Origin of the sequence: Brevibacterium sediminis (genome assembly GCF_024895295.1) — a bacterium.
GTDB classification, from domain to species: Bacteria; Actinomycetota; Actinomycetes; order Actinomycetales; family Brevibacteriaceae; genus Brevibacterium; species Brevibacterium sediminis.
Map to the genome: position 1 here is coordinate 489874 of NZ_JAHQRN010000003.1, position 17984 is coordinate 507857.

Consider the following 17984-nt stretch of genomic DNA (forward strand, 5'->3'; position numbering starts at 1 on the left):
GCAACGGTATCAGACCAGGATCCTTGTCGGATAGAGTCGCTGAATCCTGTGTTCAGACCGAACGGAACGTTCCCGCATCGGCCCTCGCCCAGTCGCTGCTCCAGGACTCGGGCGGCTGCTCCAGCAGCTCTCCTGGCTCGAGCCAGTCGTAGAGCTCGGCGTACGAGAGGTGTTCGTTGCGGCCGATGTTGCGGTGGAGCTGCTGTGGGGAGAGCTCGGTGGGATCGCTCACGCCCATCGATGCCATGATCTCCACGGCCTGCTGCACGGTCGCCTCCTGGTAGTTCCGCACCCGCTCACTCTTATCACCCACATGCAGAGCCCTCTGTCGTTTGGGGTCCTGGGTGGTGACGCCGACCGGGCACTGTCCGGTATGGCAGATCTGAGCCTGAATGCAGCCGACAGCCATCATCATGGCGCGGGCCGAGTTCGTATAGTCTGCCCCCTGGATGAGGCGTTTGACGATGTCGTTGCCCGCGGCGACCTTCCCGCTGGCGCCGACGCGGATCCGATCCCGCAGGCCCGTTCCGACCAGCGCGTTGTGGACGGTGAGCAGGCCGTCTGTGAGCGGTGTGCCCACGTGATCCTCGTACTCCAGCGGAGCGGCTCCCGTGCCGCCCTCGGAACCATCGACGATGATGAAGTCGGGTGCGGTCCCGACCTCGAGCATCGCCTTGCAGATCGCGAGCACATCCGTGCGGGATCCCACGCAGAGTTTGAATCCCGTGGGCTTGCCGCCCGAGAGTTCGCGCATCCGGGCGATGAACTCGATGAGTTCGACCGGGGTGCTGAAGACGCTGTGGGCGGCCGGGCTCACGCACTTCTCGCCTTGCGGGACGCCGCGGGTTCGGGCGATCTCGGCGTTGACCTTCGCCGCGGGCAGGACGCCTCCGATCCCGGGTTTCGCGCCCTGGCTCAGTTTGAGTGAGACGCACTTGACCTGGTCGCGGGAGCTCTGGTCGGCGAACTGGGTGGGGTCGAAGTCGCCGCTGTCGGTCCGAGCGCCGAAATAGCCCGAACCGATCTCCCAGACGAGGTCGCCGCCGTTCTCGAGGTGGTAGTCGGAGATCCCGCCCTCGCCGGTGTCATGGGCGAAGCCGCCGAGGTCGGCACCGCGATTGAGCGCCCGGACGGCGTTGGGTGACAAAGAGCCGAAGCTCATGGCCGAGACGTTGAGCAGCGCCATGCTGTAGGGCTTCGCACAGTCGGGCCCACCCACCTGCACACGAGGCGTCTGGTCCGGAACCGCGACGGGCGCGGTGGAGTGGATGAGGAACTCATAGCCGACGGAGTTGACGTCCCGTTCGGTGCCGAAAGCGAGCTCTCCGTGGATTCCCTTCGCACGTTCGTAGACGAGGGAGCGGATGTCCCGGTCGAAGGGCCGTCCGTCCCAGTTGCGTTCGATGAAGTACTGCTGGAGCTCGGGTCGGAGAGTCTCCAGCAGGAATCGCAGATGACCGACGACCGGGTAGTTGCGCAGAATCGAGTGCCTGCGCTGAATCAGGTCGTACGCGGCCACGCCGACGATGGCGAGCACCACCGCACCGAGGACCCACCATGCCCACGGTCCGACGGCGGCTGCCCAGGCGACCGCGATGAGCACGATGAGTGTCGACGTGATCAGCAGAAAACGTCCCATGAGTCCTCCTCAGACTGGAATCCGAGCCGAGGTCGAGCTGCCCCGCTCTTTCACTCCATCGTGGACCTCCGACCGGTGCTTGGGAAGCGGCAGCGGCGTCAGTGGGAAGACTTCTTGTCCTCCGAGTCATCGTCGGTGCCGTTGTCGTTGAAGCCGATGAGGTCGTAGCCCATCTCGGCCAGCTCTTCGTCTTCGGAGCCGGGGGGAGTGGCACCGTCGATGGGCCGACCGGCTGTCTCGTTGAAGAAGTGGATGCCGATGAGTCCGATAACACCAGCGGCGACGAGGTAGACGGCGGGGAAGAGCTCGAAGCCGGTCTTCTGGATGACGAAGGTGTTGACCGCCGCGGTCGTGCCGCCGAAGATCGCCGTGGAGATGTTGTAGCCGATGGCGAACCCGGAGAAGCGCACCTGGGTGGGGAAGATCGCCGGCAGTGTCGCCGAGACGCAGGACTGGAGCATCACCTGGAGCAGGGCGATGATGCCCAATCCCAGGATCTGCAGGCCAGTGCCCTCGGCCTGTATGAGCAGGAACGCAGGGACGGAGAGGATCATGAACCCGATCGCCGAGGTGTAGAGGACCGGTTTGCGCCCGATTGTGTCGGTCAGCCTGCCCAGGGGAGTGATGACGACCATCATCGCCGCCAGCACGATGACGAGGGTGAAGTTGCTCTCGACCTCCGAATGGCCCAAGGTGCTGCTGAGATAGGTGGGCATGTACGTGAGCACCATGTACTGGCCGATGTTGAGCAGGACCACGAAGGCCATGAGCATGGTGATCTGCTTAGAGTAACCGCGGAAGAGATCTCGGAAGGGCTTCTTCGTCGTCTGCTGCCGGCTCGTCGCCGCGGAGAACGCCTCGGGCTCATCGAGCTTCATCCGCAGCCACAGTGCGATCCCGCCGAGCGGGAGTGTGAGCAGGAACGGCAGCCGCCACCAGCCGGCGTCCATGCCGTCGCTTCCGACGAAGACGAGCAGAACGGTGCAGACCAGGGCCGCCGAGGCGGTTCCGGCCAAGGTGCCGAGCTCGAGGAACGAACCGCAGAAGCCTCGGCGCTTGTCCGGTGCCGACTCTGCCATGTAGACAGCAGCACCACCGTATTCTCCACCCGTGGAGAAGCCTTGGACCATCCGGCACAGCAGCAGGAGGATTGGAGCGAACGCACCCAGCGTGGCATAGGTCGGCAGGATGCCGATCAGCGTCGTCGGGATGGTCATCATGATGATGGTGAGAACCATGATGTGCTGGCGCCCCACCTTGTCGCCGAGGGGGCCGAGGACGAAGCCGCCCAAGGGACGGAAGACGAACGAGAGGGCGAGGAAGGCGAAAGTGAGCGCCACACCCCACTCGCCGGGGAAGAACGCATTGGCGATGTAGACGGAGACGTAGGAGTAGACACCGTAGTCGAACCATTCGACGGCATTTCCGAGGGCGGAGCCGCTGATGGCTCGTCTGAGTGTGCGTCTGTCTCCGGGCGGCATCGTCTTGATGTCGATACCGTCGGGTGTGGGAATCTTCTCATCGGATTCGCTCATGGCGTCTGTCCTCCCGTCTGCGATTCTCTGTGCCCCGTGATGTCTCAACGGCTTCTGGCCGGCAGGTTAGCACTGCGACCAGGGCTTCTGCGCCCCCTTACGGGAACGCGGCAACTGCGTTAGTCTCGGGAGACCTGTGACATCAGCAATAGTGAGGAGCAGACAATGAATACACCTGAGAGCATCGCGTACACTGCTCGCGCGGAGATCACCGGTGGCCGGGACGGACACGGTGCAACCGATGACAAGATGGTCGACGTCGACCTGCGCACACCGAAGGAACAGGGCGGACCGGGTGGCGGCACCAACCCCGAACAACTCTTCGCCGTCGGCTACGGGGCCTGCTTCCAGGGCGCACTCGGGCTGGCGGGCAAGGAACAGGGCGTCGACACCTCGAAGTCCGTCGTCAACTCGCAGGTCGGGATCGGCAAAGAGGGTGAGAGCTTCGGCCTGTCGGTGAGACTCGAGGTCAGCATCCCCGATGTGGACCTCGAGACCGCGCAGAAGCTCGTCGACCGCACCCACGAGCTCTGCCCCTATTCGAAGGCCACTCGCGGCAACATCCCCGTCGAGGTCGTCGCGGTCTGAGACCGCTTTAGGACTTCAGCCCTCCTCGTCCTCCTCTTCGTCGAGGGTGCTGAAGTCCTCCACTTCGCGGGGAGATCCTGCGACGAGGATCTCGTCGTTGGCATAGAGAGTGACATCCTGATCAGCGATGTTCCAGGTGTCCTCACCGTCGCGTCTGAATGCGACGACACTGATCCCGTACTCGCGGCTGATGTCGAACGACGCCAGCGGCGAATCCGAGATGCGCACCGGCGGGGCGGTGCGAGCCAGCACGAAGTCTTCGCTGACTGACATGAAGTCGGACATGTGTCCGCGGATGAGATGCGCTGTACGTCGCCCCATATCGTTCTCGGGACGGATCACATTGTCGATGCCCAACTGTCCGAGGATGTCCGCGTGGGTCTGGCTGACGGCTTTGGCCCAGATATGCTGATTCCCGATCTTGAGGACCTTCGAAGCGACGAGGATGCCGGCTTCGAGATCGTTGCCGATGGCGATCATCACTCGGCTGACCTCCTCGATGCCGACCTGGCGCAGCACGGTCTCATCCGTCGCATCGGTTCGGGAGACGAAGGCCAGTTTGTCAGAGTATTGGGCCACGACCGCCTCGTCGATGTCGATGCCGATGACGTCGACGCCGTAGGCGGCCAGTTCTGTGGCCAGTGATCCGCCGAAGCGGCCCAGCCCGATGACGGCGACCGCCCCGTCCCTGGCCAGGGGGAGGGGGTTGCCCAAGAAGAACGCCGCAGGTCGCGTGCGCCACTTTCTGCTCTTCATCTCAGGTCTCCTTTCCGAGAGTGCGTGGGGTCTGACTGGGAGGCAGCGGTGCCGGTCACCCGGCTCAGCCGATGAGCGGCCGTTCGACCGGAAGCTCGTAGCGGATGGCGCGGGCCCGCAGTGCCAGTCCGGAAGCGACGGTCACCGGGCCCAGTCGCCCCAGGATCATCACTGTGATGAGGACGGCTTGACTCGTTCCGGGCAGTCCGGCGGTGATGCCGGTCGACAGGCCGACGTTGCCGAAGCCGGAGATGACCTCGAAGAGTAGTCGGCCGAGTCCGGGCCGCGGGTCGTCGAGCATGAGGACGATGGTGGCTGTGGCGATGAGCGCGAGAGCCAGAACGATGACCGTCGCCGCCTGTCGGTACGCCGAACGTGCCACACGGGATCCGAAGAGGTTCGTGGCCGTACCTCCGGAGATCTCGGCCCAGGTCATCGCCAGCAGCACGAGAACAGTGGTGATCTTCACGCCACCCGCGGTTCCCGCTGGGCCTCCGCCGACGAACATGAGAATGTCCATGACGAACCAGGTGGCGGGGTGCAGCTGCGCGAAATCGACCGTGCTGAAGCCCGCCGTGCGTGTGGTCGTCGATTGGAACGCGGCCACCTGCAGTTTGTCCCACCAGTCGAAACGTCCCAGAGTGCCGGGATTGTTCCATTCGACTGCGGCGATGAACACCGTGCCGGCAAGGAGCAGAACCGGAGTGGCGGCGACCACCGCACGAGTCGTCATGCTCCACGCCAGCGGAGTCCGGTAGCGGCGGACGATCTCGATGAGCGCCGGATAGCCGAGTCCGCCGAGGACGATCGCCGCTGCCACAGGAGTGCAGACGAAGGGATCGGTGGCGTAGCCGGCGAGACTGTCGGATCTGAGACCGAAGCCGGCGTTGTTGAAAGCCGAGACTGCATGGAAGACCGCGTCCCACGCCGCGTCTCCGGCTTCTTCGCCGTAGTGGATGGAGAAGCGAAGAAACAACGCCACGGCAACGACCGCCTCGGTGGCGATGGTGAGACCGATGATCCGCAGAACCATGGGTCGGACGCCTCCGATATCGGAGCTTTTGGCCTCGGCGGCAGCCGACTCCCGGAGCCTGAGCCCGACCTTTCCCGCGACGAGCATGGCCAGAAGAGTCGTGAGCAGCAGGACGCCGAGGCCGCCGATCTGGATGAGACCGAGGATCACGGCCTGGCCGAAGAACGTGTAGTCGCTTCCGGTCGAGAGCACCTCCAGGCCCGTGACGCTGATCGCGGAGGTGGCGGTGAAGAGCGCAGACAGGACCGAGATGCCGCCGGGAGTGGACGTCGCTGCGGGCAGCATCAGCAGGCCTGTGCCGAGGAGCAGAGCCGCAAGGTAGGTCACTACTACACGGTCGATGGCATTGCGATGAGGATGATGCGAGGCCGGCATGCTATCGACCCCGAATGACCTCTGCCATTGTCATCATAGGTTCAACAGTACCGATGTTCCCCCGGGCCACAAGGGGGTCTGTTCGGTACTCGGCTTACGGGCGGATCGCCCGTTCCTCGTTGCCGTGACCGGGGGTGAGATCTCCCAGCTGAGACGGACGCAGAGCGGTGAAAACGCCTGCGACCTCCACCGAAGCGACACGGGCCGTGAGGCAGACGTGATCGCCTCCGTCGTCGAGCATCGTGATGCGTTCGACGATGAGGCGGTTCGGCAGGTTCGCGAGCAGCGGCACCCCATCCTCGGTGACGGTGAAGTCAAGACCGGCGAACTTGTCCGTCTCCGACCCGGAGCGTGACCCGAATATCCGGGCCAGCTCACTGTCCGCGGTGGAGGGGAAATGGACGGCGAAATGGTCTGAACGCAGCGCCACCCGGTAGGTGTGGTTGGCTTTCGACAGCCAGAAGCAGTACTGCTCCGGATCGATGCTCGCCTGCGAATGGAAACCGACCAGACAGCCGGCCCGTTCGCCCTCCGCCGAGGTGGTGACGACGATGAGCGGGGGATCGACTGATCCCATGAGGTCGTCGAGACCAGGGGCACTCATGATCGTCCCTCGTCTGCTGTCTTCGATTCGTAGCGGAGGAAGAGGGTGTCATCGGCGATCATCGTCGATTTCAGAGAGAACTGTGCGATGTCGGCTCCCGGCGGCGCGACGCTCACGGACAGCGGATCGCCGCCCATCATCGGTGAGATCGACAGGCACAGTTCGTCCAGTCGGTCGGCGGCGACGAGCTCCCCGAGCCACCGTGGTCCGCCTTCGCAGAGCACGACCTGGTGGCCGAGACCGGCGAGGGCCTGCAGGGCCTTCGCCGGTTCGACCCGGTCGTCACCGGCGATGATGACCGTAGCGGCCTCTTCCGCGGCTGCCAGCCGATTCGGATCGGCCCCGGCGCACGTGATGACGATGGTGCGCGCGTGCTCGGGTGCTGCGGCGAAGACCTGTGAGGACCAGTCGAGGTCGAGGCTGCGACTGACCACCGCCACCGGCGGCATCTCTGACTGTCCCCGCGTTCGACGCTGCGCTCGGGCGGACTCGCTCAGCCGCATCGGGGCGTAGCCTTCGCTGCGGACCGTCTGCGCGCCGACCATGACGACATCGGCGATCTGCCGCATCCGTCGGAACAGGTCCTGATCGGGTTCTGTCGACAGTGCGCCGACGCGTCCGTGGATGGCAGCCGTCCCGTCGAGACCAGCCACCATGTGACCGGTCACCCAGCATTCGTGCCGCGGCTGGGTGCGGTCGACATCGAGATAGGGTGTCAGCGGGTCCGGGATCGGGGCACCGCGTTCGAGTGGCTCCATCCATGCAGTCTACTGAACCTCGCCGGCACTCGCGGCGACGATTTTCCGATCCTCACCCGGACCTCGCTGACTGTTCGTCGACGCTAGAAAGTCAGTCTGTCCAGGCGTCGTCCGTGAAGTAGCCGTCGATGAAGCCGGGCAGACGGTGACCGTCTTTCGCGGTCGCCAGTGTGTACGGGGCGACGTGGAAGCCGGCCTTGTCGAGTTCGCGCATCTTGTTCGTCGGCAGGTTCTTGCTCGGTCCCACCCATTCGATGCCGGCGTCCTTGATCTCTGCCGGTGACTCCTTCGGCATGGTCGACCCCATGAGATAGAGAGAGGTGTATCCGCGGTCGGCGATCGTCTTCGCCGCTTCGAAGTCGAAGGACTGGACGACGAGGGAGTTCTTGAGCCCGCGTTCGTCGAATTCGTCGAGGACCCGGTCGACTTCCTCGGGGGTGGCCCCGGGCTTGATCTCGGGCACCATGACGACCTCGCCGCCCATTTCGTCGAGGAGTTCGTCGAGGGTGACGGTGGCGGCTTCCTCTCCGCCGGCCGGGTGCTTGATCGTGGCCGCGTCCCATTCCTCCCGGCTGAGGTCCCGGATGGGTCCGGTCGCGCCGTTGAGAGTGCGATCGGCGGTGTCGTCGTGGATGAGGACGGGAGTGCCGTCTTCGAGGAACTGGATGTCCATCTCGGGGAGGAATCCGTCCTTCGCCGAGGCGGTGAATCCTTCCATGGATTCTTCCGGATAGACGTCGGCGCCGCCTCGGTGGGAGATCGTGGTCGGGAATTCGATGTCATCGACCTTGTCCGGGGCGGTGAAGCCGCTGGGGGAGCCGAGTCCCGGTGCTTCACCGGCGGAGCCGAGCTCGGCGGCTGCCGCGGGGGCGAGGCCGGCGCCGAAGGTGGCCGAGGCCGCGAGAACTGCAGTGGCGAGAATCGTGTACGGACGGGTGCGTGTGGATGTCTCTTTCTGTGTATTCACGTCCGCGACGCTACGAAGCCCAAGTGATCGTGTGGCGAAGCCGCCGTGAACGTCATCGGCCGAGTGGACGAACGGGTGGGAAATGATTGACCTCGCCGAGGCGGCCCCCACTGCCGTCCGCCTGCTTCGCGGGCATCGAACTGAGGAACGTGTATCCCTGGTTTCGGCGCCGACCGGACTCTATTCTCTGCGCTATGGTCACCGACCCCGCCCTCGGCAGAGCTCCGATCGATCCCGATATCACATCACTCTCATCTGGGCGCTGTGGCATGTGCCGTTGTCATTCATCGACGGCTACTACCAGAACGAGGTCGTCGAATCAGGAGTGCTGCAGACCCTGAACTTCCCGGTCTCGATGGTGGCTTTCGTGCTCGTGATGAACTGGCTGTACTACCGGTGCGGGCGCAGCATCCTGGTTCCGGTGGTCTTCCACGCCTCGGCGAACATGTCTGCGGAGATCTTCATGACCGATCCTGACTCGAAGATCATTCAGACCTGCCTGATGCTCGTCCTCTCGGCGATCATCCTCGTCAAGGAACGTCGACTGTTCTTTGACCGTCCGGCTGCGCAATGAACCGTCGTGTGCGTCGGAATCCGCAAAGGTCCCTCGTGAAATGCGCATCACTTTTCGGTTGTGGTGTGTCGACGGTGGCCGTTGCCGCGTTCGACTTATATTTCTGTAGTGAACAGCATCCCCGAAACATCCCCAAACCACTCCTATCCCCATCGATTCCCTCATCGCGGCCTCCTGCCCGAAGGCAGCTACTTCACTCTGACGTGGACAATCGGCTACGACTTCGGCGGCATGACCACAGTCGCGCTTGAACGGAGCTCCGCTTTCGCTCGGCTCGACAACCGCCGTGTTGAGATTCTGACTCTGAGCCCGGAGATGAAAGAACTGGATCGGGAGCGTGAGCTCCGCGAGTCGGGGACCATCGACCGCAAGGTGAAGATTCACAATCTGTGGCAGGACCTCACCGCGTGGCCCGACAGGAAGCTGCGTCGAATGGTCGGCACGGTCGATCCCGATCCGACAGCAGCCGATGACGCCATCAAGCGGGCCGGTCAGGAATGGACTGAGCTGAGGAAAGATTCTGGCGACCGCCTACTCCAGGCTGACCGATATCACGATCGCGGGCATCTGCTTGTCATCGATCGTCAGGACATGAAGAAATTCGGACGCCGAGGCGGGCGCCGGATCACACTGTTCGACCGTGACCAGAAGGTGATTGCCCAATGGGGCTCGGCTCGTGAGTTCTATCAGGCCTGGCTCGATGTCGTCATCGGGGACAAGCATTCGTACCTCATCTGCGACTCGGCCTTCGTCGGCAACTTCATCCACGAATATCGGCGGGACAATGTGATTCTCTGCATCGTCAACCACAATCACTTTCTTGCTGATGCGGATGATGAGCCCACCGGAGCACTGGCTGAAGACAAATTCGGCTACCTCCGTCATCTTGACGGCTTCGACTTGGCGACCACACTCACCGATTCGCAGAGAGTCGCAATGGAGGGTTTGGACCTGTCGGCGGGAAAGCTCACAACGGTGTCAAACCTGACGGACGACCTGCATGGAGATCCGTACCGACCGCGGACCCGCCACAAGGGCTCCATGATCGCTCGTCTGGCTCCCCAGAAACGCGTGGAAGACGCGATCGTCGCTGTTGCCGACGTCGCAGCCCATGGCAGGCAAGTAACGCTCGACATATACGGCGACGGCGAGGACAGGCCGATGCTCAGCGAGCTTATCCAGAGCAAGAACGCAGCCGACCGAGTCATACTGCACGGCCACGTTGAAGGTGCGAAATCAAACTTCCTCACCAGCTCGTTCAGCCTCTTGACCAGTCGATACGAGGGGCAAGGGCTGGTGGTGCTGGAGAGTATGTCGGCGGGCTGCATTCCTATCTGTTACGCGGTGGACTTTGGCCCGGCAGACATCATCGAGAACGGTGTCAATGGCTTTCTCGTCGACCCGGGCGACGTCGACGGACTGGCTGACGCGATCTCGACATTCCTGTCCCTGTCCGAAGACGAGGTTTCAGCGATGCGCCGAAATGCCGTATCCCGGGCAGCGGACTTCTTCGAACGTCCCGTTATTCGACGGTGGGGAGAGGCACTGGCCGCACGGTCGTTTGCTCCGATCATCCGCGCCGAGGACGCGCGCGCCGAGGTCCAATCTGCCGAAGTGACTGCCGACGGAATCTCGATCACTCTGAGAGTCTTTGAACTGGGGGAGAGCGCACCCTGCCAGATGTTCGTCTCCTGGAAGTCGCGGGCTGGCACCTTCTATGGGCGAGTCGAAGCTCGCCGGAGTGGAGACCTGATCACGGCCGAGGTTCCACATTCTCGGATCGAACACATGACGGAAGAATACGTTGACTTCTCCCTTGACCTCGTTTTCGAGAGAGGGTTTGAACGACTACGCATCGCCTGCGTCGAAGACTCCCATATCAAGTCTTCAGACAAGGTGCATCTCTATTCGACCAAGCACGGAAATTTCAGTGGTCGCCTCGTCCGAATGGATCTCACATCCACTTCTTGACTCGAAAGACAACGTAGAGAACGACCCCTAGGCCAAGCATGAGCCCCAATGCCATCGGGTAGCCGAAGGCCCAGTGGAGTTCAGGCATATCGTCGAAGTTCATTCCGTAGATTGCACCGATCAGAGTTGGAGCAAAGAGGATCGCCGCCCATCCGGAGATCTTCTTCATGTCCTCGTTCTGTCGTTGAGCGACAAGGGTGGAATTGACGTTGAGGATCTGTGACAAAGCTTCGCGCAGTTCTCCGGCTTCGGCAAGGACTCTGGTGAGATGGTCCGTGACGTCATCGAGGTAGGCACGCAGGTCATCGGGGATCGCGTACTTGGCCGCCCCATTGCCCAACGCCTGCGTCAGTCGATTGAGGTGGGTGGAGTTGTGAAGGACGTCGATGACTTCCTGGCTGAGGAGGTAAATACGCTCGGCAGCAGCTGTGTCCCCGCTGAAGACCTGTCTCTCGATCCCGTCTTTGTCGTCCTGAAGCCCGTCGAGAACAGGGAAGTACCCGTCGACTGCAGTGTCGAGCAGACGATAGATGAGTGCCTCAGGGCCGAGTGCGAGCAGATCACGGTCTTTCGTCCAGCTGCGCTTCTCGTTCGTGAAGTACTCCTCGACACCGCTGGTCTCATCAGGAATCGGGGTGCCGTCGATGAAGCGATCACCTTGGCAGATGATGACGAGCACATCGTCCTTCATCAGCAGGTGGAACTCGTTGAACTCGACTTCCTCTTTCGCGTCGATGTAGACAGCTGATTTCAGGACAACGAAGAGCACCTCTCCGTAGCGCTCGACTTTGGCCCGCTGGTTCGCGTGGAAGAGGTCGTCGACGAGTACTGGATGCAAGTCCCAGGCTGAAGCGATACCGGCCAAAAGCTCAGGGGTCGACCACGGAATGACGACCTGCGTGATCGTGCTTGTCGCGTCTGATTCAGAACGATCAGCAGTGTGTGCAGACAATGCATCGTGGAACGTATGCGCGGTATGAAGCTCCTGAGGCTCGCTGTTGACGATCCTGCGGCTGAATAGTTTCGTAGCCCGAGGCGCGCTGTCTTGAGAGGGAACTGTTGCGCGCTTCCGCAATGACGGCCGATCGAACCGCTGACGGCTTTCAGGTGACATGTGCTCCCTTTCGCAGAATCCCAACCAAAACTAGCGGATAGCCTTTGTGGGAGTCGACTGCAGTGGAACTGAGTTTCATTTGGAACGGAGGTCGAGTTCAGGTCGGACACAGATAGGCATGCACAATAGTCTCCATGACCTTCCTACCGGCAGATCTGCCGCACACCGCAGTCCGTGGTGCCAACTTTGCACAATCGGTGGCAAAACTCGCTGCGCTGAGACTCCGTGAGCGTGTTCGCGAATCACGGCTTCCTGACGAATTTCACCCTCAGGACGACGACGAGTTCGCAGTGGCTGCCTATTTTGCCGGTGATCTCAGCTCGGTCTATCAGCTCGAACAGTGGTTGTGGCCTTTCAAGCAGCTTGAGGCGCGTCTCAAGGAGCTGGGACACAGCAAGCAGCCCTTCGGCATCATCGTCCGCAATGCTGTGGTCGCGAAACACCTCAAAGGAGTTACCGATTTTCCGGTTCGGTTCTCGCGGCTCACCAAGGGACTCGACAAGTTCATGCAGTCACCGAGCCTGCGAGCCGTGTTCTACGTCAACCAGGGAACAAGCAACTTCCAGGCACTGCGCTATCCGGAACCCGCTCATGTCCATTTGAGCCATGGTGAGAGCGAGAAGATCTCGATGATCTCCAACCAGCTCAAGGGATACGACTACGTTTTCACCGCCGGCCAGGCCGCGAGAGATCGGATCGAGCAGACGCTGTACGGAATGCGTAATGATCGAATGCTCGACGTCGGACGGCCACAATTGGACCGTCCGCGATCGGTCCCGTCCGAATGGGAAGAGTTCAAGACGAGCAACTCAGATGGCAAAGTGGTCTTCTATGCGCCGACTTGGGAGGGAGACTCCCGGGCGATGGCGTACGGAACCATCGCCTACAACGGCGAAGATATCGTCACCTCGCTGCTGGAAGCCGGCTACCGGGTGATCTTCCGGCCGCATCCCCGTACGGGAGTGATGCGCAGCGAGTTCGAAAAGGCCGTGGAAAACGTGGCCGAGATCGTCCGATCCGATCCGCGAGGATTCCTCGACGAATCGCCTGACGTGTCCTGGCAGTTGGATGAGGCGCATCTTGCGGTCGTCGAGATGACATCCGTGGCATTCGACTGGCTTACCTCCGGAAAGCCGCTGGTCATGGTCAAGCCGCACGATCCCCAGGCAGAAGTTCTCGATGGCGGGCTCCTGGATCGCTGTCCAGCTGTCGACCCGAAGAGCCGCGAGAGTGTTGTCGATCTCATTGACGAGGCCGTCTCGCGCAGTGGATCGGTTGCAGAATTAGCGCAGTTCTATCTGGGCGACACAGCAGACGGTGCGCAGACTGCTCGATTCATCGAATCAAGCGAACGCGTGATCCGAGATCGCTCGGAAGAACGTCGTCTGAAGCACGCTCAGTGAGCCATATGACATTTTCTTAACCTGAAGTAACAGAATGATAAACTAACGCGGAACTAATTCTGCGGCTCACGGGGTGAGCTTCGACCTCTGGACGGAATCAGCAATGAAACGAGTCATCACTTACGGGACATTCGACCTGCTCCATTATGGGCACATTCGACTGCTCCAACGTTGCAAGGATCAGGGCGACTACCTGGTAGTTGCGCTGTCGAGTGACGAATTCAATGCTGGCAAGGGGAAGAAGTCGTACTTCTCCTATGAAGAGCGCAAACACATGCTCGAAGCGATCCGCTACGTCGATCTCGTTGTGCCTGAGGACAACTGGGAGCAGAAATCGACGGATATCGATAAGTACCATATCGACACCTTCGTCATGGGGGACGACTGGACCGGAAAGTTCGACTTCCTCAAAGACAAGTGTGAAGTCGTCTATCTGCCGCGCACTCCCGAGATCTCGACCACGCGGATCAAGAGCGAGCTGGGCAAGTCCTGACAGCAGCGGCGCGAACTTCGCGCTATCGTTGCTGGACATCATCCATAGATCTGAGAGGAACGGACGTGCCCGAAAAGTCTCCGGCGAAACATCCGACACTGTCGGAGCTTCGGGCGAAAGCACAGCCGGTCGAGGTTCGCAGTCGCAAGAATGCGGAACACTGGTCGGCGCAGCTCTACCTCCGCCATATCTCGATCTATTTCACGATGCTGCTCGTCCGCACGAGGATCAGCGCCAACGGCGTCACCGGCCTGATGATCTTGGCCGGTTGGTGCATCGCCTTCAGCCTTCTGATTCCGGGCATCTGGGGAGCGGTCCTTGCTGTCTTCTTCTCGCAGGTCCAGATGTACATCGACTGCTGTGACGGTGAGGTCGCCCGATGGCGCGGAACCAGCGGCGCCAAAGGCGTCTTTCTCGACAAGGTCGGCCACTATACGACCGAAGGTCTGGTGGCCGTCGCGCTCGGAATCCGAGCTGTGGGGGAGTGGAACAACCTCAACGACGACCCGGCAGGGTCCTACCCGCTGCTTCTCGCCGGAACAGTTCTGGCGGGATTGGTGCTTCTCAACAAAGCCCTCAACGACATGGTTCATGTCTCCCGTGCATTCAACGGACTCGATAAGCTCGCGGATTCGAAGGAAGCCACAGCACTGAACCCCGGAGTCGTTGCCACTCTCAAGAGAATCGCTCGGTTCGTGCCTTTCCACCGCATCTTCCACTCGGTAGAGATGTCATTGATGGCACTGGCGGCGAGTATCGTCACCGCGACAGCAGTATCGGCAGGAGCTGAGCCCCTATTCGGCGAACGGTGGCTCGTCCTCATCATGGCTCCGCTGTGCCTGCTCTCCGTCATCGGCCACTTCATGTCGATCATGGCATCAAGGAGGCTGTCATGAGCGAGTCATCTAGGATCCTCTCCCAGCGACTCGAAGACAATAGGCGCTACACGTTCGGCGTTGTCGTTCTCAGCCAAGGCAAGCGACTGGACGACCTCAACCGAGGATTCGAGTCACTGCTGGCGCAGAAGGGCGTCGATCTCGACATCGTCTGCGTAGGAAACGGCTGGGAGCCGGAAGGCATACCGGACCAGGTCAAGAAACTGGGATTGCCAGAGAACCTCGGAATCCCTGCCGGCCGCAATGCCGGAGTCCCTCACGTCGACGGCGAGTTCCTGTTCTTCCTTGACGATGACGCATGGTTGCCGGACGACACGTCTCTGATGCGCATGGCACAACTGATGCGGACTAAACCGCAGATCGGACTGATCCAGCCAAGGGTTGAGGAGCCCGGTGGGCCAGATGCACCGAAACGGTGGATTCCCAGACTGAAGAAGGGAAGCGCCGACCATTCATCGAATGTGTTCTCGGTGTGGGAAGGCGCAGTCTGCATGCAGCGCCGGGCCTTCGACGAGTGCGGAGGATGGCCGGCACCGTTCTGGTACGCGCACGAGGGAATCGAGCTCGCGTGGAGAGTCTGGGACGCCGGCTACATCGTCTGGTACATGGGTGACCTCGCCGTCGCCCACCCGGTGATCGACCCGAGGCGCCACGACGAATACTTCTACATGAATGCGAGAAACCGAGTTTGGCTGGCGCGGCGTAATCTGCCGTGGCCGTTCAGCTGGGCCTATGTGGGTTCATGGACATTGATGCAGTTCATCAAGTGGGCCAACAAGCCACACCAACTCAAAGCGTGGATGGAAGGATGGCGTGCCGGATGGCGTCTCGACCCGTGGGGTCAGGACGAAGACCGGCAGAAGCTGTCAAGAAGAGGTGTACTTCGAATGTCCCGGCACGGCCGGCCGCCCATCGTGTGACCTCACGCCGCTATGGCGGAACGGTGCGCGTCGATACAGCAGCAATCAAACTGGAGGAGTCTCCGGGGAGCATGCTGTCTGCCGCGTACAAAAGAAGCGAGTAATGACAGGGACCGCAGTCGGGTCCGAACCAACCGGCTGAGAAACTGAGTGGAGCCGATTGATGCAGTCGACAGCCCCCGTCGCTGAAAACTCCCCACAGAGGTCGAGCGTGCCCAAATCCTCGGGATTCCGTTCCGATATCCAGGGGCTGCGAGCCCTGGCAGTGGGAATTGTTCTGCTCTATCACCTGTGGCCCGATCGGTTCGTCGGCGGGTTCGTCGGTGTCGACGTTTTCTTCGTCATCTCCGGCTTCCTGATCACCAGCCACCTCATCAAGTCCCCGCCACAGAGCTGGGGGGACGTGGCAAAGTTCTGGGCACGACGGGTTCGTCGATTGCTGCCGGCTTCCCTGCTCGTCCTGTTCCTCGTCGGTATCGCAACTTTCCTCGTTGCTCCACAATCGATTTGGGCCGATACCGGGCGCCAGATTCTTTCCGCAGGGCTCTACGTCGTCAACTGGGACTTTGCCGTATCCAGCGTCGACTATCTGGCTGCCGACAATGCTCCGTCACCGGTCCAGCATTTCTGGTCCCTGTCGGTCGAGGAACAGTTCTATTTCGTCTGGCCGATGATCATCGGCTTGGCTTTCCTCGTGGGGACGAAACTCGGACGGTCCAAGAAGTTCGTCGGATTCACCGTCCTCGGGATCTTCCTGGCCTCGTTCGTCTTCTCTGTTTGGTACACCGCTAACGAACCTGCAATGGCCTACTTCATCACCCCAACCCGGATGTGGGAACTGGCCACCGGTGGCCTCGTCGCCGTCTTCGTGCTCTATGTTCGACCAGAACGGCTTCCATTCAGTTCAGTGCTCGGGTGGATCGGTCTCGCCGGAATTGTGGCTGCCACCTTCCTCATCCGCGCAGACATGCCGTTCCCCGGCTACATCGCGCTGGTCCCGGTGGTGTCGACTGCACTCGTCATCATCGCCGACTCCCGGGGCCGGGCATCTGTGCTCCCACTGTTGTCACTGCGTCCGGTGCGCTTCCTCGGTGACATCTCGTATTCCGTCTACCTCTGGCATTGGCCCCTCATCGTCCTCGTGCCGTACCTCTCGGCCAAACTCGGACGCTCGGAAAGCCTCGGCGTCCTGGACAATATCGCTATCATCTTGGTCTCGATCATCGCCGCCTGGGCTTCGACGACTTGGGTCGAGAACCGATTCCGCAAGTCGTCGTTCTTCAGCAGTTCGAAGAAGACCTTCGCGTTTGCGGCCTTGGCGATGGTGCTCGTTGCCGCACTTGGTCTCAGCCAGATGGTCATCGCCAACACCATCGTCGAGCAGAACGAAGACAAACTGCAGGCCCAGTTGGACGATCCCGACTCCTGCCTTGGCGCCGGGATTCTCCTTCCCAGCGCCAAGGACAACCCCAACTGCGAAGACAAGGACTCGCTGCAGATGGAGCCCGCTGCGGCGAAGAAAGACAAGTCAAAAGCCTATGCCGATGGCTGCTGGGCCAGCGCACCATACGCAAGCAAACCGGAATGCACCTATGGAGACGGGTCGAAGCACGTCGCGCTCGTCGGGAACTCGCACGCCGGCCATTGGCTGCCGACGCTCGAGCGCTTGGCGGATGAACAGGATCTGACGATCACCACCTTCCTCGCCTCGAACTGCAGCATTTCGACCCTGCCTCAGGACTTGTCGACACCGGAGGAGACCAAGGGATGTCAGGACTATGCCGATTGGGTTTCGAAACGAACGACCGAAGGCGGCTTCGACGCAGTGATCACCTCGGAGCGGCAGTCTACGCCGCTGGACGGTATGGATTGGGAAGAAACCGAGAAGAAGGCGCCTGAAGGACATCGTGAGATCCTGCAGCGCTGGGTCGATGCTGATTTGGATGTTGTGGTCATTCGGGATACCCCATACCCCGGCGGGGCAGGTGTCACCGTGCCGGATTGCGTTGCCAAGCACGAAGACGACCTCGAAGAGTGCTCTGGAACTCCGGAATCATGGCACTGGATGGACCCGCTCGCAGCCTCCGCGAAGACCATAGACTCGAAGAAAATGTCGGTCATCTACCCCCAAGACTGGTTCTGCCCCGAGGGGCGCTGCGAACCTGTCATCGGCGGCGTCATCACCTATTTCGACACCGCGCACATTACTGCGACCTATGCGCAGACTCTTGCCCCGCAATTCGACGCAAGCCTCCGCAAGACAGGCCTCGGCACCTTCGATTGAGACCGCTGCGGTTCAACGAACTGACAGTCAAGTCGTATACCGTGTGCCTGATTGCTCTTGACCACCGACTGCTA

Annotated in this window: 16 protein-coding genes; 8 read left to right on the forward strand and 8 right to left on the reverse strand. The window is 61.4% G+C overall.

Translation table 11 applies throughout. The features are described from left to right. Positions 1 to 52: 52 nt before the first annotated feature. Positions 53 to 1639, reverse strand: coding sequence for an FMN-binding glutamate synthase family protein (locus KTJ89_RS09610; protein WP_259357535.1), 1587 nt, complete (start codon positions 1637 to 1639; stop codon positions 53 to 55). A 98-nt stretch (positions 1640 to 1737) separates the two neighbouring features. After that, on the reverse strand, positions 1738 to 3174 hold the full coding sequence (locus tag KTJ89_RS09615) for an MFS transporter (protein WP_259357536.1): 1437 nt from the start codon (positions 3172 to 3174) through the stop codon (positions 1738 to 1740). Positions 3175 to 3339: 165 nt separating this feature from the next. Here KTJ89_RS09615 and KTJ89_RS09620 point away from each other — a divergent pair, with 165 nt between their 5' ends. After that, on the forward strand, positions 3340 to 3762 hold the full coding sequence (locus KTJ89_RS09620; protein WP_101555752.1) for an organic hydroperoxide resistance protein: 423 nt from the start codon (positions 3340 to 3342) through the stop codon (positions 3760 to 3762). Positions 3763 to 3777: 15 nt separating this feature from the next. Here the strand turns inward: KTJ89_RS09620 and KTJ89_RS09625 are convergent, their stop codons facing one another. From KTJ89_RS09625 to KTJ89_RS09645, 5 genes are all read right to left on the reverse strand, one after another. Beyond that, positions 3778 to 4518 (reverse strand): potassium channel family protein, encoded by a 741-nt coding sequence (locus KTJ89_RS09625; RefSeq protein WP_259357537.1) that lies wholly within the window; start codon positions 4516 to 4518, stop codon positions 3778 to 3780. Positions 4519 to 4582: 64 nt separating this feature from the next. Continuing rightward, the gene (locus tag KTJ89_RS09630; protein ID WP_259357538.1) at positions 4583 to 5878 is read right to left on the reverse strand and encodes a TrkH family potassium uptake protein; all 1296 of its coding nucleotides are present in this window, start codon (positions 5876 to 5878) and stop codon (positions 4583 to 4585) included. A 142-nt stretch (positions 5879 to 6020) separates the two neighbouring features. Further along, entirely contained in the window at positions 6021 to 6530 is a 510-nt protein-coding gene (locus KTJ89_RS09635) for a flavin reductase family protein (protein ID WP_259357539.1), read from the reverse strand. Beyond that, positions 6527 to 7288: a pyrimidine reductase family protein gene (locus KTJ89_RS09640; protein ID WP_259357540.1), complete on the reverse strand. Its 762-nt coding sequence runs from the start codon at positions 7286 to 7288 to the stop codon at positions 6527 to 6529. The genes KTJ89_RS09635 and KTJ89_RS09640 overlap by 4 nt, the downstream gene beginning before the upstream one ends. Positions 7289 to 7379: 91 nt before the next feature. Beyond that, positions 7380 to 8255, reverse strand: a complete 876-nt coding sequence (locus tag KTJ89_RS09645) for a glycerophosphodiester phosphodiesterase (protein ID WP_259357541.1) — start codon at positions 8253 to 8255, stop codon at positions 7380 to 7382. Between the two features lie 82 nt (positions 8256 to 8337). On the opposite strand from KTJ89_RS09645, the gene KTJ89_RS09650 reads away from it, so the two are divergent. Further along, complete coding sequence (locus KTJ89_RS09650; RefSeq protein WP_259357542.1) at positions 8338 to 8829, forward strand: CPBP family glutamic-type intramembrane protease; 492 nt, start codon at positions 8338 to 8340, stop codon at positions 8827 to 8829. Between the two features lie 108 nt (positions 8830 to 8937). Then, positions 8938 to 10800, forward strand: a complete 1863-nt coding sequence (locus KTJ89_RS09655) for a glycosyltransferase (protein WP_259357543.1) — start codon at positions 8938 to 8940, stop codon at positions 10798 to 10800. Here the strand turns inward: KTJ89_RS09655 and KTJ89_RS09660 are convergent. Beyond that, on the reverse strand, positions 10784 to 11638 hold the full coding sequence (locus KTJ89_RS09660; protein ID WP_374990266.1) for a magnesium and cobalt transport protein CorA: 855 nt from the start codon (positions 11636 to 11638) through the stop codon (positions 10784 to 10786). The two genes, KTJ89_RS09655 and KTJ89_RS09660, sit on opposite strands and share 17 nt — an antisense overlap. A 410-nt stretch (positions 11639 to 12048) precedes the next feature. Between KTJ89_RS09660 and KTJ89_RS09665 the strand changes: the two genes are divergently transcribed. The 5 genes from KTJ89_RS09665 to KTJ89_RS09685 all read left to right on the forward strand — a co-directional run bounded on the left by KTJ89_RS09665 (position 12049) and on the right by KTJ89_RS09685 (position 17910). Further along, positions 12049 to 13317 (forward strand): CDP-glycerol glycerophosphotransferase family protein, encoded by a 1269-nt coding sequence (locus KTJ89_RS09665; protein WP_259357544.1) that lies wholly within the window; start codon positions 12049 to 12051, stop codon positions 13315 to 13317. A gap of 103 nt (positions 13318 to 13420) precedes the next feature. After that, positions 13421 to 13810, forward strand: a complete 390-nt coding sequence (gene tagD / locus KTJ89_RS09670; RefSeq protein ID WP_259357545.1) for a glycerol-3-phosphate cytidylyltransferase — start codon at positions 13421 to 13423, stop codon at positions 13808 to 13810. Positions 13811 to 13875: 65 nt separating this feature from the next. Beyond that, positions 13876 to 14706, forward strand: a complete 831-nt coding sequence (locus KTJ89_RS09675; protein ID WP_259357546.1) for a CDP-alcohol phosphatidyltransferase family protein — start codon at positions 13876 to 13878, stop codon at positions 14704 to 14706. After that, positions 14703 to 15626 carry a glycosyltransferase family 2 protein gene (locus tag KTJ89_RS09680; RefSeq protein WP_259357547.1) on the forward strand — a complete coding sequence of 308 codons (924 nt, stop codon included), beginning with the start codon at positions 14703 to 14705 and terminating at the stop codon, positions 15624 to 15626. The genes KTJ89_RS09675 and KTJ89_RS09680 overlap by 4 nt, the downstream gene beginning before the upstream one ends. Positions 15627 to 15789: 163 nt before the next feature. Beyond that, positions 15790 to 17910 carry an acyltransferase family protein gene (locus KTJ89_RS09685; RefSeq protein ID WP_259357548.1) on the forward strand — a complete coding sequence of 707 codons (2121 nt, stop codon included), beginning with the start codon at positions 15790 to 15792 and terminating at the stop codon, positions 17908 to 17910. Positions 17911 to 17984 lie beyond the last annotated feature (74 nt).